At 62.5% G+C, this 15,314-nt stretch carries 14 protein-coding genes and 1 tRNA gene; 4 read left to right on the forward strand and 11 right to left on the reverse strand.

Annotation, left to right across the window (positions count from 1 at the left end; translation table 11 throughout):
- Nucleotides 1-30: 30 nt before the first annotated feature.
- Genes HB375_RS13350 through HB375_RS13360 form a run of 3 tightly spaced genes read left to right on the forward strand, consistent with a single transcriptional unit; the run spans nucleotide 31 to nucleotide 3,430 of the window.
- Nucleotides 31-1,776, forward strand: coding sequence for an AMP-binding protein (locus HB375_RS13350; protein WP_167673487.1), 1,746 nt, complete (start codon nucleotides 31-33; stop codon nucleotides 1,774-1,776).
- A gap of 44 nt (nucleotides 1,777-1,820) precedes the next feature.
- Nucleotides 1,821-2,447, forward strand: a complete 627-nt coding sequence (locus HB375_RS13355; RefSeq protein ID WP_167673488.1) for a 2-dehydro-3-deoxy-6-phosphogalactonate aldolase — start codon at nucleotides 1,821-1,823, stop codon at nucleotides 2,445-2,447.
- A complete protein-coding gene (locus HB375_RS13360; protein WP_167673489.1) occupies nucleotides 2,444-3,430 on the forward strand; it encodes a ribonuclease Z in 987 nt (328 codons plus the stop codon). Before HB375_RS13355 ends, HB375_RS13360 begins: the two co-directional genes overlap by 4 nt.
- A gap of 20 nt (nucleotides 3,431-3,450) precedes the next feature.
- On the opposite strand, the gene HB375_RS13365 is transcribed toward HB375_RS13360, so the two are convergent.
- The 9 genes from HB375_RS13365 to HB375_RS13405 form a co-directional block, all read right to left on the reverse strand.
- Nucleotides 3,451-3,681 carry a DUF6894 family protein gene (locus tag HB375_RS13365; RefSeq protein WP_167673490.1) on the reverse strand — a complete coding sequence of 77 codons (231 nt, stop codon included), beginning with the start codon at nucleotides 3,679-3,681 and terminating at the stop codon, nucleotides 3,451-3,453.
- A gap of 98 nt (nucleotides 3,682-3,779) precedes the next feature.
- Nucleotides 3,780-3,854, reverse strand: a tRNA-Glu gene (locus HB375_RS13370).
- Between the two features lie 73 nt (nucleotides 3,855-3,927).
- Nucleotides 3,928-5,760: a single-stranded-DNA-specific exonuclease RecJ gene (gene recJ / locus HB375_RS13375; RefSeq protein WP_205800183.1), complete on the reverse strand. Its 1,833-nt coding sequence runs from the start codon at nucleotides 5,758-5,760 to the stop codon at nucleotides 3,928-3,930.
- 6 nt (nucleotides 5,761-5,766) lie between these two features.
- Nucleotides 5,767-6,228, reverse strand: a complete 462-nt coding sequence (locus HB375_RS13380; protein ID WP_167673492.1) for a GNAT family N-acetyltransferase — start codon at nucleotides 6,226-6,228, stop codon at nucleotides 5,767-5,769.
- Nucleotides 6,229-6,296: 68 nt separating this feature from the next.
- Nucleotides 6,297-7,295: a class II fructose-bisphosphatase gene (gene glpX / locus HB375_RS13385; protein WP_167673493.1), complete on the reverse strand. Its 999-nt coding sequence runs from the start codon at nucleotides 7,293-7,295 to the stop codon at nucleotides 6,297-6,299.
- 65 nt (nucleotides 7,296-7,360) lie between these two features.
- On the reverse strand, nucleotides 7,361-7,630 hold the full coding sequence (locus tag HB375_RS13390; protein WP_167673494.1) for a hypothetical protein: 270 nt from the start codon (nucleotides 7,628-7,630) through the stop codon (nucleotides 7,361-7,363).
- A gap of 41 nt (nucleotides 7,631-7,671) precedes the next feature.
- Nucleotides 7,672-8,994 carry a homoserine dehydrogenase gene (locus tag HB375_RS13395; protein WP_167673495.1) on the reverse strand — a complete coding sequence of 441 codons (1,323 nt, stop codon included), beginning with the start codon at nucleotides 8,992-8,994 and terminating at the stop codon, nucleotides 7,672-7,674.
- 83 nt (nucleotides 8,995-9,077) lie between these two features.
- Complete coding sequence (locus tag HB375_RS13400; RefSeq protein ID WP_167673496.1) at nucleotides 9,078-10,298, reverse strand: LL-diaminopimelate aminotransferase; 1,221 nt, start codon at nucleotides 10,296-10,298, stop codon at nucleotides 9,078-9,080.
- 42 nt (nucleotides 10,299-10,340) lie between these two features.
- Nucleotides 10,341-10,721, reverse strand: coding sequence for a hypothetical protein (locus HB375_RS13405; protein WP_205800184.1), 381 nt, complete (start codon nucleotides 10,719-10,721; stop codon nucleotides 10,341-10,343).
- A 121-nt stretch (nucleotides 10,722-10,842) separates the two neighbouring features.
- On the opposite strand from HB375_RS13405, the gene HB375_RS13410 reads away from it, so the two are divergent.
- Nucleotides 10,843-12,648: a PHA/PHB synthase family protein gene (locus HB375_RS13410; protein ID WP_425515177.1), complete on the forward strand. Its 1,806-nt coding sequence runs from the start codon at nucleotides 10,843-10,845 to the stop codon at nucleotides 12,646-12,648.
- Here the strand turns inward: HB375_RS13410 and HB375_RS13415 are convergent.
- Together HB375_RS13415 and HB375_RS13420 are read right to left on the reverse strand one after the other, a co-directional pair.
- Entirely contained in the window at nucleotides 12,645-13,736 is a 1,092-nt protein-coding gene (locus tag HB375_RS13415; RefSeq protein ID WP_167673747.1) for a DUF3626 domain-containing protein, read from the reverse strand. The two genes, HB375_RS13410 and HB375_RS13415, sit on opposite strands and share 4 nt — an antisense overlap.
- A 141-nt stretch (nucleotides 13,737-13,877) precedes the next feature.
- Nucleotides 13,878-15,182, reverse strand: a complete 1,305-nt coding sequence (locus HB375_RS13420) for an OmpP1/FadL family transporter (protein ID WP_167673497.1) — start codon at nucleotides 15,180-15,182, stop codon at nucleotides 13,878-13,880.
- Nucleotides 15,183-15,314 lie beyond the last annotated feature (132 nt).

Here is a 15,314-nt window from a genome sequence, read left to right on the forward strand (position 1 = left end):
CTGCGAAGCGCCATTTCGCGAGACAATTCCATGTACAAGGCCCATCACTGCACGCTCGGCCAGCCGCAGGCCGCCATCGATCTGTCGCACATGGCCGGCGTGCCGCTTGCCGGCGACGAGAAAACCGTCGTCGAGGTTTTGCGCAGTCGCGCCGCCCTCGCTCCCGAGAAGTCCGCCTTCTTCGTGATCGAATCCAACACGGTCGTTTCCGAGATTTCGAACGGCGCCCTGCTGGAGAAGGCGACGACTCTGGCCCGGCGGCTTGCCGCCCAGGGTGTTCGGTCCGGCGATTTCGTTTTGCTCGCCCTTGAGACCTCGTCCTCCCTCGTCACCGCTTTCTTCGCATGCCTTGTCGGCTCCTTCGTCCCCTGTGTGGTCGAAGCGCCGCCCGCGGGGGCGAATGGCGGCGACTGGGCCGAGCGGATCGCGACGCGCGCGCGCCTTGCAAACGCCAAGCTGGTTCTTGTCCGGGAGGATTGCCGCGATCTTCTGACAACAGCAGGCTGCCCGGCAAAGGCCATCGGCGAGCTGCCAGACCCGGCGGATGCTGATCTTCACGAAGCGTCCGAAACGGATCCCGTCTTCTTGCAGTTCACCTCGGGCACGACATCGCAGCCCAAGGCGCTTCTCGTGAACCACCGCACGCTGCTCAACAACGTTCGCGGCCTAGCTCAGGCCAGGGATTGGGCCCACAGCGACGTCGTCGTCAGCTGGTTGCCGCTCTATCACGACATGGGTCTTGTCGCGATGACGCTGACGGGTTTCACGACCGGGATGCCTGTGGCGCTGATGCCATCGAACCTGTTCACGATGAACCCGGCCCGATGGCTCTGGGCGCTCCACACGTTTGGCGGAACAGTGTCTGCCGCACCGAATTTCGCCTACCAATTCGTCGCCTCACACGCACCCGAGCACCGGACACGCGGGCTGGACCTGTCCCGCTGGCGCAGCGCGCTTAACGCCGCCGAGTTCATTCGGAAACAAACCGTCGAGCTTTTTATCTCCCGCTTCGAACCACATGGCTTCAAACGTGAGGCCTTCGTCCCCGCTTACGGACTGGCCGAGTGCACCGTTGCGGCGTCGATCTCGCGCCCCTCGGAGCCTTTGCGTTTCGACATGATCTCGCGTTCGCGCCTGATCGCGGCTGGCCAGGCGGTAGAGGTCGAAGCTTCCGACCCCGATGCGCTGCCGATTGCCTGCACAGGGCCGATGATCCCTGGACATGACGTGCGGGTCGTGGGCAGCGACGGCAACACACTCCCCGACCGCGTGCAGGGCCAGATCCTTCTGCATGGTCCCAGCGTGGTCGGTGGCTATTATGGCGAGACGAAGCCGAGCAACGTCCACGACGGCTGGCTTGAAACCGGGGACCTTGGCTATACCGACAAGGGGCGGATCTACGTCACCGGCCGGATCAAGGATCTCATCATCCGCGCCGGTGCGAACATCTCGCCCTATGAGATCGAGCAGGTGGCAGCCGAGATTCAGGGCGTCCGCTCCGGTGCCGTCGGCGCCATCGGTGTGCCCGATACCGACAAAGGGACCGAAAACCTGATCGTGTTCTTCGAGACGACCCAAAAGACCTCTGATGTCATCGAAACGATGCGGAAGGCGATCCGCGAGCGTCTGAGCCAGAAACTGAGCATCGCGGTCGATCACGTCTTCGATGTTGCGCCTCACACGCTCCAGAAAACCACGAGCGGCAAGCTGCAGCGTGTGAAGCTTGTGCAACTCGCTCAGGAAAGGTTGAAAGCGCGGCCCGCCTCCGCCAACTAAGAGCTTGCCGGCGCGGAGCGCCTTTGAAGCTTGAGGAGATTGCGGTGCTGCGGAACTACCTGATCGAGCTTCCCCTCATCGCAATTCTCCGCGGGCTCAAGCCTGAGAATGCCGAAGCCATCGGCCACGCTCTCGTGGAAGCGGGCTTTCGGATCATCGAAGTACCGCTGAATTCGCCGGACCCGTTCCACAGCATCGGAATTCTCACGCGGGCACTTCCGAAGGATGTTCTGATCGGAGCGGGCACGGTGCTCAACCCCGACGACGTCAACGGCGTTCACGATGTGGGCGGACAACTGATCGTCATGCCCCACGCCGACACGCACGTGATCCAGCGGGCCAAGGAGTTGCGCCTCATCTGCACGCCCGGCGTCGCCACGCCCACGGAGGCCTTTGCCGCGCTGAAGGCCGGAGCGGACGCCATCAAGGTCTTTCCCGCCGAGGGTATTCCGCCCGTTGTCGTGAAAGCGTGGCGAGCCGTGTTGCCAAAGGATGCCATCGTCCTTCCCGTCGGTGGCATCAAGCCCGACACGATGAAAGCCTATCTGGACGCAGGCGCGGATGGATTCGGCCTGGGCTCCGCCCTTTTCACACCGGCGATGCCTATTGAAGATATCAGAAAGAACGCGCGAGCCTTCGCGGAGGCGTTGCGCGCGTTGCGGGCGGGATGAGCTGGCTGATCCAGCCGAGACTAGTTAACAGCCCCTTCGACGATCCGGGGCTCTACATCGATTTTCGCTACGGCCATCGCGCGCTCCTATTCGATCTGGGTGACCTTGCTCCCCTCTCCTCGCGCGAGTTAATGCGCATCTCGCATGTTTTCGTCTCGCACACCCATATCGATCACTTCGCCGGCTTCGACAGGCTGTTGCGCGTCTGTCTGCATCGGCCGGGGCCGCTCCATCTCATCGGCCCACCGGGTTTCATCGACCGAGTCGATCATAAGCTCCAGGGCTTCACCTGGAATCTCGTGAACGAGCACTCCATCGACTTTCAGCTGCATGTCGCTGAATTCGACGAACCACGGTTAACGCGAGCAGCGGTCTTTTCCGCCCGGCATGTTTTCCGCCGCGAGGGCGTGGCGGTCGCAGACCTGCCCGATGGGGTTGTGTTGGCCGAAGACGACTTTCGGATCGAGGCCGTCGCGCTCGACCACGGCATTCCCTGCCTCGCCTTCGGCTTTCGCGAGACGACGCGCGTCAATGTTCGCAGCGATGCCTTGAGGGAGCTCGGTTTACCGAGCGGCCAGTGGCTCAACGAAGCGAAAGCGATGGTCCGTGCGGGCGTGGAGGACGCGGGAATCGACATACCCGAAATCGGCAAAGTCGATTTCCGCACGATCAAGGATCGCCTTTTCTTCGTCGGTCCGGGCCAGTCGCTCGCCTATGTGACCGACACGGCGATCAGCCTGCAGAACGAGCGCAAGATCCTCTTTCTGGCGCGCAACGCCGACCACCTTTTCATCGAGGCTGTCTTTGCCGAACGCGACAGAGCACTTGCCGAGGAAGCGCATCACCTGACCGCTCATGAAGCCGGGCGCCTTGCCCACGAGGCGCATGTCGCACGCCTGACCGTGTTTCATCACTCCGCGCGCTACCTCACCGAGGGCGATGCTTTGCGCACGGAGGCCATGCAAGCCTTCCAATCGGCGTAACGCTTGGCCGTACCGGAGTGTTAGCGCCGCTTACCGCGGCCGCCACGAAAGAACGGCACGGTCAGAAGTCGGCGTCCGGTTTCGTCGGTGATTTCGAGTTCGATATTGCCCGCGTCGGCCAACTCCTCCCGGAGTTCTTCGACCGTTGCCAGCGCTTCGGCGCGCGCGGCTTCGATGTCCGGCAACTCCACTCCTTCATCATCCTCGTCGAGATCGTATCCATCGCGGATATTGAAGAAGTATCGGGGCATGGCATCCAACGCGAAGCGGAAAACGTAGGGCTGAGCGACGGAATCAAACTAACGCCGCCGCAACGATAAGATACTGCAATTTTAACGGGGATGTGAAATGGCGCGGCCTAGGGGAATCGAACCCCTCTTCCCAGCGTGAAAGGCTGGTGTCCTAACCGATAGACGAAGGCCGCTTGATCGGGGCAGTGCCGCCGAAGTGGGCGGACATATAGATGGGTTCTCCGAAGACGGCAAGCGCTAGATGAACTATTCCGGCCTCGCCGCGTCGATAATCCTCAAGCTGACTTTTTCCCCACCGCCCCAGCGGTCGATGGAAAGCGTTCCGGCCACATGAAGCGGGCTGCCGATGGCCCCCGAAAGCGCGTTTCCGAGCGGCTGTCCGGCCGCGCGAAAGGCGATTCCGCCGACGAACGAGCCGTCCCCGCCCCGCAGCTTCACGCGCACATGCCCGCCGCTTCCCACCTCGCGCGCCTCGACGACTCGGTGATGAGGGAAAACAAAGACGGGCTCTGGCTGGCCGGATCCGAACGGCCCTGCCCGTTCCAAATCGGTCACGATTCCCGGCTGCGCACCCCCTGCAGTCAGGGCGGCATCGATGGCGAAATGGTCGTTGATTCGCGCGCTCGTCACCGGCTCCGCGAGCTTGGCGGTGACGAAGGCCAGAAATTTGTCCACATCGCCCGCGTTGATGGTAATGCCCGCCGCCATCGTGTGCCCGCCGCCCTTGATCGCAAGACCGATCTCGACAGCCGCGCGCACCACCGCGCCGAGATCGACACCAAGCACGGAGCGGCCAGAGCCGGTCGCGGTACCGTCCTGATTCACGGTGAAGGCGAAAGCGGGACGCCGGAAGCGCTCTTTCGTCCGCGCTGCGATGAGGCCGACGACGCCGGGATGCCACTCGGGCGACGCCGTGACCACCACGGGGAGATCGGGCGCATGCTCCAGCACAAGAAGCGCCTGCGCCTCCGCTTCCGCGACAGCCTCGACCTCGATGGCCTGACGCTCCCGGTTAAGCTGATCGAGCTCGGTGGCGAGCTTTCCAGCCTGAACCGGATCTTCGGTCAGCAGAAGTCGGGAGCCCAAGGCGGCGTCCCCAATTCGTCCGCCCGCGTTGATCCGCGGGCCAACCAGAAAGCCGAGATGCCAGCTTTCTGGCGCCTCCGCCAAGCCTGCCGTGTCGAGCAAAGCCGCAAGGCCAACCCGGCGGCGGCCGCGCATGACGGCCAGGCCCTGGCGTACGAACGCACGGTTCAAGCCGATCAACGGCACGACATCCGCTACCGTGGCGAGCGCAACGAGATCGAGGCTTGCCATCAAATCAGGCTCTTGCCTGCCGTTGAAGAAGCCCCGCCCGCGCAAAGCGCGGTTCAGTGCAACGAGCGTCAGAAAGACAACGCCTGCCGCGCAGAGATGGCCTAGGCCCGATAGGTCGTCCTGCCGGTTCGGATTGACGATGGCGAGCGCCTCGGGAAGTGTTTCGGGCGCTTGGTGGTGATCAAGCACCACGGAGTCGAGGCCAAGGTGCTTCGCCTCGGCCAGCGGCGCGACGCTCGCCGTGCCGCAATCCACCGTCACGAGCAATTGCGCCCCCTGCTCCTTCAGCCCCCGGATCGCATCGACATTCGGCCCATAGCCCTCCGTGATCCGGTCGGGGATATGGATGAGATAAGGTACGTCGCAGGCGCGTAAGTATTCAGCGAGCAGGGATGCGCTGCACGCCCCGTCCACATCGTAGTCGCCGAAAATCGCGACCTGTTCCCGGCGCTGCACCGCGTCTGCGAGGCGATTGGCGGCCGCCTCCATGTCGGTCAGGACATTCGGGTCGGGCATCAGATCGCGCAAGCGCGGATTGAGAAAGCCTTCCGTCTGCTGAACCCCAACCCCTCGCCCCGCGAGCACGCGCGCCAAGACATCCGGCAGACCATGGGTCTGCGCGATCGCGACCGCGATGGTACTTTGCGCCGGATCGCATCGCTCGACCCAAGTGCGGCCGAGGACGGATTCGGTGACGTTCAGGAACGGACGGAGGGTCGAAAGAGGAGCTGATTCGGTCACGCTTGAGAGGTTACCCGCCAAACGCGATCAGAACACCCGCCGATACTGAATGAATCCGCTGCGGGAGGCGACCTTGTCGTAGAGGGCCTGCGCCGACACGTTGGTTTCGTGGGTCAGCCAATAGACGCGGCTCGCGCCATCCGCCTTCGCTCTCGTAGCGACCGCCTCGATCAGCGCGCGTCCAACGCCCTTGTTGCGCGCCTTTTCAGACGTGAACAGATCCTGGAGATAGCAATAATTGCCTGGGATCCAGGTCGAGCGGTGATAGAGGTAATGGACAATGCCGACGATCTCGTCATCGAACAGAGCGGCGAGGCCGTGCATCGGCTCGGCGGGGTTGAGCAAACGCTGCCAGGACGTTTCTGTAACCTCCGGCGCGAGGCTCGCCTTGTAGAAGGTCAGATAGCCCTGCCACAACGGCCCCCAGGCCGCGCGATCCTCGGGCTGGAAGGGGCGAATGACGATGCCATTGTTGTTAGTGTCAGACATATCGCCCCTCTCTTCCGCTTGTTTGCGAAACGGCTCCCCTCGCCTGACGACGGGAGCCGCTTTGTGTCTTAGTCGAGGTGGAACTTCGACAGCTCGCGGTGCTCGCCGTAAATCCGGCGGACAGTGCCGGTGGCCGAGCGGTAGACGACCGTCTCGGTGGTGATCACGTCCTTGCCGAAATTGACGCCCTTGAGCAGCGCGCCATCGGTCACACCGGTCGCGGCCACGATCACGTCGCCGCGGGCGAGATCGGTCATGTCGTATTTCCGGTTGGGATCGGTCACACCCATCTGAAGGGCGCGCGCGCGCTTCTCTTCCGTGTCGAGGATCAGACGACCCTGCATCTGGCCGCCGATGCAGCGCAGCGCGCCTGCCGCCAGCACGCCCTCGGGCGCCGCGCCGATGCCGAGATAGAGATCGATGCCGGTCTCATCAGGCTTGGTGGTGAAGATCACGCCGGCCACGTCACCATCGGTGATCAGGCGAACGCCAGCACCCGTCTTTCGGATGGCGGCGATCAGCTCGGCGTGGCGCGGGCGGTCGAGCACCAGGCAGTTGATCTCGTTCGGCTTCACGCCCTTCGCCTTGGCGAGATTGTGAATGTTCTCTTCGGGCGACGCGTCGAGATCGACAATCCCGGTGGGATAGCCCGGGCCAACGGCGATCTTATGCATGTAGACGTCGGGAGCGGCGAGCAGCGTGCCCGCTTCCGCCATCGCCATGACGGCGATGGAGCCCGGCATGTCCTTGGCGCACAGCGTCGTGCCTTCGAGAGGATCGACGGCGATATCGACCTTGGGGCCGTTCTTGTTGCCGACCTTTTCACCGATGAAGAGCATCGGCGCTTCATCGCGCTCGCCCTCGCCGATCACGACCGTGCCGTCGATGGGGAGCTTGTTCAACTCGCGACGCATGGCGTCCACGGCGGCCTGGTCCGCGGCCTTCTCGTTGCCGCGTCCACGCAGCCGAGCGGACGCGACGGCGGCGCGCTCGGTCACGCGGACGAGTTCCAGGGTCAGAATGCGCTCGATGAGCTGGCCCGGCTTGACGGTAATGTCTTGCGACATGGACGTGTCGTCTCCCTAAAGATGTTCGGGGCTATTTGAGTCGCAGATCGTAGGAAAAATCTGCTTCAAGTGAATGATGGCGGCAGGGATTCAGGATAGTAGACGATGGTGTCATCGAAGGCGCGTGCCATCCAGCAGTCCCATTCCTGACTGAACTCTAGTTCCGCCTCCATTTCCATCTCTCCAGTCTCGTAAATAATCACCCGCATACCTGTCTTGGGACCACCGGGAATCGCAGCCAAGTCAGTTACGGAAACGGGGAGGTGAAGAAAGTATCGCCTCTTATCGAGGTCGTAGTTGTCGAAGTCGTTGCCGGAAAACGCGACCCGATACATCACCCCTCCCGCTGGCTCAGACGAGGCCATCTCTTAAACCCTTAATCCCGTTCGATGCGAATGACCTGGGGCGGTTCGGCGATAAGGCCATCGGCGGATATTTTCTCCACGGCGGAGCGGATCGCCGCCTCGGTCGCCGCGTAGGTGATGAGGACCAGCGACACGGGGGCGCCGGAGCGCCCGTGCGGGTCCTGCGTAGCCGCGACCTCGGAACGCTTCTGAAGAATGCTTTCCAAAGAGATGTCTGCCTCCGCCATGCGCGTCGCGACACCCGCCGCAACACCCGGCCGGTCGTGAACGGTCAGGCGGATGTAGTAGCCGCCCTCATGGCGCTGCATTGGCGCGCGCTCAGCCTTTTCGAGCCGCGCCACCGAGCGGCCGAAGGGCGGCTCCGCCTTGCCGGAAGCGACATCGGCGATGTCGGCCACGACGGCGGAAGCCGTCGCATCGCCGCCTGCGCCGGGGCCAATCAGGGTGAGTTCCTTCACCGCATCCGCATCGATGGTCACCGCGTTGGTGACGCCCATGACCTGCGCGATGGCGGAGGACTTCGGCACCATGGTGGGGTGAACGCGCTGCTCGATGCCCGTCTTAGTCCGTTCGGCAACGCCCAGGAGCTTGATACGGAACCCGAGCTCGGACGCCATAGAGAGATCGAGCGGTGTGATCGAGGAGATGCCTTCCACGTAGATGGCATCCGCATCCACCTCGGTCCCGAAGGCGAGACTGGTAAGAATGGCGAGCTTGTGAGCCGTGTCGAACCCCTCGACATCGAAGGTCGGATCAGCCTCCGCATACCCTAAACGCTGTGCGTCCTTGAGGCATTCGGCGAAGGTCAGGCCCTCGAGCTCCATGCGCGAGAGGATGTAGTTGCAAGTGCCGTTGAGGATGCCGTAGAGGCGCGAAACCGTGTTGCCCGGCAGGGCCTCGCACAGCACCTTGATGATCGGGATGCCGCCTGCGACGGACGCCTCGAAAGCAAGGGAAACACCCTTGTCTTCGGCGAGCTTCGCCAGTTCCAGGCCGTGCTTGGCGAGAAGCGCCTTGTTAGCCGTAACCACGTGCTTGCCGAGCGAAAGGGCCGTCCTCACAGTCTCGAGCGCCGCGCCCTCGGAACCACCCACGAGTTCCACGACACAATCCACGTTCTCGGCCTTCACCAGGGCAACAGGATCGTCAAACCACGTGAAGCGCGACAGGTCGAAGCCCCGGTTCTTGGTCTTGTCGCGGGCCGAGACGGCCACGACCTCGACAGGCCGCCCGCCGCGCTGCGCGACGACCGCGTTCTGCCGGTCGAGGATCTGGATGACCGATGCACCAACCGTACCGAGGCCGGCAATGCCGATGCGAAGAGGACGTGTCACGAACAACAGCTCCTTCAGGAAAAGTCGCGTTGCTCTTTACGACTGCTACGGTTGCATGTCCATGTGCCGGCGGTGGTAGGCCCCTACTCGGCTCGCGGGAACGGCACCACGTTGTGAAGCGTCTGATCCGCCGTATCGAAGAATTTTCGGACGTTGCGGGCGGCTTGGCGAATACGCTGCTCGTTCTCCACGAGAGCAATGCGCACATACTCGTCGCCATGCTCGCCCAACCCGATGCCGGGGGCGACGGCGACATCGGCCTTTTCCACCAAGAGTTTCGAGAATTCCAGGCTGCCGAGGGAGCGGAATTGCTCGGGAATCTTGACCCAGGCGAACATGGAGGCGCTGGGCGCAGGAATGGCCCAGCCCGCCTTGTCGAAGGCGTCGACCATCACATCACGGCGGCGCTTATAGGTCGCGCGCATTTCGCGGATGCAATCGTCCGGCCCGTTGAGCGCGGCGGTCGCTGCCACCTGGACAGGAGTAAAGGCCCCGTAGTCGAGATAGGATTTGACGCGCGCCAGAGCAGCCAGAAGGCGCTCGTTGCCGACCGCGAAGCCGATGCGCCAGCCCGCCATCGAGAAGGTCTTGGACATAGAGGTGAATTCCACCGCGACATCGATGGCGCCCGGAATCTGGAGGATCGAGGGCGGCGGGTTTGCCTCGTCGAAATACACCTCGGCATAAGCGAGGTCCGACAGCAGGATCAGCTCGTGCTTCTTCGCGAAAGCCACAAGGTCCCGATAGAAGTCGAGGGAGGCCACATAGGCAGTGGGGTTCGACGGGTAGCAGACGACGAGCGCGACCGGCTTGGGGATCGAATGCGCCACAGCGCGTTCGGCGGCCGGAAAGAAATCCGGGGTCGGCTCGGCCGGCACGGAACGGATGACGCCACCCGCCATCAGGAAGCCGAAGGCGTGGATCGGGTAGCTGGGATTGGGGACCAGAACCACGTCTCCCGGCTCGGTGATGGCTTGCGCCATATTGGCGAAGCCTTCCTTGGAGCCCAAGGTAGCAACGACCTGCGTATCCGGGTTGAGCTTCACGCCGAAGCGGCGCTCGTAATAGCCGGCCTGGGCACGGCGAAGGCCGGAGATGCCCTTGGATGCCGAATAGCGATCGGTCCGGGGCTTGCCGACCGTTTCCACCAGCTTGTCGATGACATGCTGCGGCGCCTGCAGATCCGGGTTGCCCATCCCCAGGTCGATGATGTCGGCCCCGTTGGCGCGGGCGGCGGCTTTAATGCGGTTGACCTGCTCGAAGACGTAAGGGGGAAGACGCTTGATGCGGTAAAAGTCCGACATGGCTCAAAATCCTGGAGCAGACGCTTTGAAATGGTCGTTGGCTTATTGTCTCTTTACGGAACCCAGCCTCTTCGGAACCGCGTTGGGCTCCGGCGCGGGCGTGCCTCCCAATTTAGCGGCGGCAGCACCTGCGGCTTCGTTTTGCGTCCGGATGGCGTCGAGCTCCGCCTCGACGGCCTTGATCTCATCGGCGGTCTTCGCAGCGGTCGCCCGGCCGGGTTTGGAGGTGCCTATCGGCATATAATCCATCGAAGCGGGCCGAGATTTAGCAACGAAATCGGGAGTTGCCGCCATGTTCGGCCCCGCCCCGACCGACGCGAGAGCGTCCCGTGTCGGATTCCCGCCTGCGCAGGCGGCAAGACCGGTGACGGCGAGAACCGCAAGTCCGGAGATAGCGAGGCGGCGCGGGCTTGAGAAACGCATTTTCAATTCCAAGAATCGTAACATGAGTGAGGCATATCTGATGTATGATCGGCTTGCAGGTTAAAATGTCCGAAACGCGGCTCATGAGCAATGGCAGTCGGCCCCGGCGGGAGAGCGCCTTATGAGCACAATGCTCGAAAACGAGAAGGCACAGGCTTCCACTCCCGATTTCGAGGAGCTGTCGCGCAACATGGCCCGGTTCATCGAAGGGGCCGGGAAAGCCGCCGCCGCCTATTTTAAGCCCCTTGAGGACCAAACCGCCAAGCCGCGCCTTCCGACTGAAACCGAGGAGGCGATCAAGATCTTCGGTCACATTGCCGAATCGTGGATGTCCGACCCGCATAAGAGCATGGAGGCGCAGGGCCGCCTCGGAGTCCAGTTCTTCGAACTCTGGGCCTCGGCCCTCAAGCGCGCTCAGGGAGAATCGCCCGAGCCGGTCGCGAAGCCGGACCCGAGGGACAATCGCTTTCAGGACCCCGAATGGTCCGCCAATCCGATTTTCGATTTCCTCAAGCAGGCCTATCTCATCATCTCGCGCTGGGCTGAGGAGATGGTCGATGGCGCGGAGGGGATCGACGAGCAGACCCGGCACCGGGCGCAATTCTATTTGCGGCAGATCTCAAGCGCGCTCTCGCCTTCGAACTTCCTTTTGACCAATCCCGAACTCATCCGCGAAACCTTCCGGCAGAACGGCGCCAACCTCGTTCGCGGCATAACGATGCTCGCCGAGGATATCGAGGCCGGTGCCGGGGAGTTGCGCATCCGCCAATCGGACCCCACCGGGTTCAAGATCGGCGTCAACATTGCGACAACGCCAGGAAAAGTTATTTTTCGCAATGAACTGATGGAGTTGATCCAATATTCTCCGACAACAGATGAGGTTTTGAAGCGCCCTCTCCTGATCGTGCCGCCGTGGATCAACAAGTTCTACATCCTCGATCTGAACCCCGAGAAAAGCTTCATCCGATGGGCCGTGTCCCAGGGGCTCACGGTATTCTGCATTTCCTGGGTGAATCCGGATGCGCAGCACGCGGACAAGAGCTTCGAGCACTACATGCACGAGGGCATTTTCGCCGCGCTCGATGTCATTCAGGAGGCAACGGGCGAGAAGAAGGTAACCGCCATCGGCTATTGCGTCGGCGGGACCTTGCTGGCCACCACCCTCGCCTACATGGCAGCCAAACGCGACAAGCGCATCGACAGCGCCACGTTCTTCACCGCGCAGGTGGACTTCACATTCGCCGGCGACCTGAAAGTTTTTGCGGGCGAGACGCAGATCAAGTCCCTTGAGGCCAGTATGAAGATGCGCGGCTATCTCGAAGGGTCACAGATGGCGAACGCCTTCAACATGCTACGGCCGAACGATCTGATCTGGCCCTATGTGATCAACGTCTACATGAAGGGTCACGCGCCCTTCCCGTTCGACCTGCTCTACTGGAACTCCGATTCCACCCGGATGCCGGCGGCGAACCACGCCTTCTATCTGCGCAACTGCTACCTGGAGAACAAGCTGGCAAAGGGCGAGATGGAAGTCGGCGGCGTCAAGCTGGGTCTGAAGAAGATCAAAATCCCCATCTTCAACCTGGCGACGAAAGAGGACCACATCGCGCCTGCGCGCTCAGTCTTCGTCGGATCGAAGATGTTTGGCGGCCCGGTGGAATTCGTCCTTGCGGGGTCGGGCCATATCGCCGGCGTCGTCAACCCCGTCAGCAAGCCAAAATACCAGTTCTGGACCGGCGGCCCGGTGGAGGGCGAACTGGCGGACTGGGTCCAGAACGCCACCGAGACGCCGGGAACGTGGTGGCCTTACTGGCTGTCATGGATCAAGGCGCAGGCCCCCAAGATGGTCCCGGCCAGGGAACCGGGCGGCGGCAAGTTGCCCACACTTGGCAATGCGCCGGGAACCTATGTCTTGATGCGCTCCTAACGGTCGGGCGCTCCACGATAGACCAGCACATGCCAGAGTTGTTTGAGGTGTTGGGCGGTTTCCGCGGGCGATCCCCAATCGGCCCATTGTTCGGGGTTTCTGCGTAGCGACACGGCGGCCTCGCCAATCACTGCGGCCGTGATCCACCCCTCACCGGCGATGCGGCGCGCAAGGATAGGCATTGCCGGCCCGCGAAATGTCTCGCAGACGGACGCAACCGGCAGGGAAAAGCCTGCGTGCCACCGGAGAGGAATGCCGAAGCGCTCACAAGCTGCCTGCAGGAGCGAGCCGGTCGGCGTCCCACGGAACGAGGGATCGACTACCAATTGCTCGACATCGGCATCGAGCCGCAGCGGCCCGTGAATTTGCGCCTCGATATAGTGGTCGAGCAGACGACCGAGAGGGCGCGTCGCGGGGTCCGGCAGAGCCCCATGCAGCGTATTGGCAAGGCCCTCCAGAAATGCTGGAACCACACCCATTCCCTCGATGCCGGGCCACGCTCCGGCGGCAACAGCCTCCAGCAATGCCAGGAGAATGCCTTCCATGCGGTCCATCACCCCGACGCGTCCCGTCGGCTTGTGACTGTCCCCGAAGGTGAAAGTGCATCGGCGCAAGACAGGTTGCCTTAGGATAAGATAGCAGGAGCCGAACCGAGGCGCGGGACCATCCCCGAAGCGCAGAATATCCAGCGCACCGTATTTCGGCCGCTCAACGGCCTCCACGCCCATAACCTGATACGCGCTACCAAACAGATCGGCCTCCCACAGGTCCCGCTCCCCGCCTGTAAAAGCGCTCAACCCGCCGTTGGAGATGCCCGTCTCAAACTGGCTGCGATACACACCATCCTCGAAGAGAGCCTTGGCGACGCTCAAACCTCGGGAGCCGAGCCGGTCCGGATGAAAATGAACGGCGACGCGCGCATCAGTCTGAAGCCGCGATAGAACCGCAGCCCAGAAAGATGGCTTCACACCCCATTCCCCAATCCGCTCGCCCTCGAAGAACCTATCGACGACGGCACGAGCCGCCACATGCTCTAGCGCGGCGCGCTGAGCAGGAGACAACTCCTTGAGATCCATTGGAACAGTCATCACCGGCGCAAATCCAATGAGGGCCCCAACCAGCGCGATCCTTTCGGCTCCTTCCTGCCGACTGTCATCCGATATTCGCTGCACATAAGAAAAAAGGCCGGCGAACTGCCGGCCTTTCTCGTTTCTTCTTCCTCGCGAATATTAGTTCTTCCGCACGATCGGGGCTGGGATCGCCTTCGCCGGGTTATCCCAGCGATACTTGATCGCAGCCGAAATAATGTCGACCGACGCATCCACATTCGCCTGAAGCACGACACCGCGGGTCAGGAAAGTCGGGTTGCCAGGCGCGATGTTGATGTTCGTGTTGCCGACCGTGAAGATATGCGCATAGGACAGATCGAACGAGAGCTGATCGCTCCAATTGTAGGTCGTGCCCAGCGACAGCCAGATGCGATCTGAGTCGGGAAGGCGCGGGCTGCGCGTATGCTCGTCGATCGGCGAGATTTCGTAGGCGAGACCGGCGCGAACCGTCCAAGCCGGATTGATGATGTATTCGCCACCGACCGAGAAGAACCAGCCATCCTTATAGTCGAGCGGAATAAACGGCGACTGGGCCAGGAGCGTGCCGGTCAGCTGGTTGGTGACGCGCGGGAAGCCCAGACGGCTCCAGTTCGTCCATTCCACCGTGCCAGAGAGAGAGAACGCGTCGGTAATGCGCTGGGTCACACCGACCGTAACGGTTTCCGGCAACATCAGATTGGCTTTGATCGGAACACCGAAGTGCTGGAAGCTGCCTTCGAGCTCCTGTTTCACGGCCGACCGGAAGCCGACGCCGATCGCAGTTCCCGCAAATGGCGTGAAGTTCGCGCCGAGCTGGTAGCCGACGCCCCAGCTGTCGCCTTCCAGACCGGCGCTCGGAGCGAGCGGGGTCGGTGCAATGGCCGAGAAGAAGCGAACCTTGAAGTACTGCGCGCGGACGCCCGCACCGACAGACATCCAATCGTTGACCTTGTAGCCGATGGTCGGGCCGAACTCCGCGGAGAGCACCGACGTGGTCCGGGAATAGATCTGACCGGCCCAGGTGGTGTGCGGCTTCGTGGTCAGGCCGAACGGCGCATTGGCATTAAAGGCGAGCCAGAGGCGATCGTTGATCTGGAAGCTGGCATAGGAGGCCGGAACGACACCATCCCGGCCGACATCACCAGCGCCGCCGAGAGCCAGCAGGCCGGGCGGATTGGTCAAGGTCGGGTTGACGTCGGAGGTCGGAATGATGCCGCTGACATGCGACTCGAACTGCCAGCCGGGCCGCATCGTGATGGTGGCCGGGTTCCAGTACATGGAGGACACGCCCGCGGCACCGTCCGCAACGCCAGCAAAGGCCATGCCGAGGCCGGTCGCGCTCTGTTCGTGAAGGCCGAAGGCGCCCGCCTGGGCTCCTCCTTGAGCGGAGATGACAGCCGCGAAGGAAACCGCAGCCAGGGTCAAAGAACGATTGAAACGGCTCATGGAAGGTCCTGCCCTAAATTGGACTGTTCTGATTCTGCCGCGGAACCCGCGTTGAGAGACAGTCTGCCCATGCTTTATTTTTGCCGCAATCGGTTAATGAGAAACGAACGCGCACGCTTCGCCACCCAATCC

The sequence above is a fragment of the Microvirga terricola genome (assembly GCF_011777495.1).
In the GTDB taxonomy this organism is placed as follows: domain Bacteria; phylum Pseudomonadota; class Alphaproteobacteria; order Rhizobiales; family Beijerinckiaceae; genus Microvirga; species Microvirga terricola.

What these genes read in the sequence shown, in the direction of transcription:
- HB375_RS13405 (WP_205800184.1), bottom strand. Translation starts at nt 10,721, where the DNA reads ATGCGTTTCTCAAGCCCGCGCCGCCTCGCTATCTCCGGACTTGCGGTT.
- HB375_RS13400 (WP_167673496.1), bottom strand. Translation starts at nt 10,298, where the DNA reads ATGTCGGACTTTTACCGCATCAAGCGTCTTCCCCCTTACGTCTTCGAG.
- HB375_RS13365 (WP_167673490.1), bottom strand. Translation starts at nt 3,681, where the DNA reads ATGCCCCGATACTTCTTCAATATCCGCGATGGATACGATCTCGACGAG.
- HB375_RS13420 (WP_167673497.1), bottom strand. Translation starts at nt 15,182, where the DNA reads ATGAGCCGTTTCAATCGTTCTTTGACCCTGGCTGCGGTTTCCTTCGCG.
- HB375_RS13360 (WP_167673489.1), top strand. Translation starts at nt 2,444, where the DNA reads ATGAGCTGGCTGATCCAGCCGAGACTAGTTAACAGCCCCTTCGACGAT.
- HB375_RS13380 (WP_167673492.1), bottom strand. Translation starts at nt 6,228, where the DNA reads ATGTCTGACACTAACAACAATGGCATCGTCATTCGCCCCTTCCAGCCC.
- HB375_RS13350 (WP_167673487.1), top strand. Translation starts at nt 31, where the DNA reads ATGTACAAGGCCCATCACTGCACGCTCGGCCAGCCGCAGGCCGCCATC.
- HB375_RS13415 (WP_167673747.1), bottom strand. Translation starts at nt 13,736, where the DNA reads ATGACTGTTCCAATGGATCTCAAGGAGTTGTCTCCTGCTCAGCGCGCC.
- HB375_RS13410 (WP_425515177.1), top strand. Translation starts at nt 10,843, where the DNA reads ATGAGCACAATGCTCGAAAACGAGAAGGCACAGGCTTCCACTCCCGAT.
- glpX (WP_167673493.1), bottom strand. Translation starts at nt 7,295, where the DNA reads ATGTCGCAAGACATTACCGTCAAGCCGGGCCAGCTCATCGAGCGCATT.
- HB375_RS13390 (WP_167673494.1), bottom strand. Translation starts at nt 7,630, where the DNA reads ATGTATCGGGTCGCGTTTTCCGGCAACGACTTCGACAACTACGACCTC.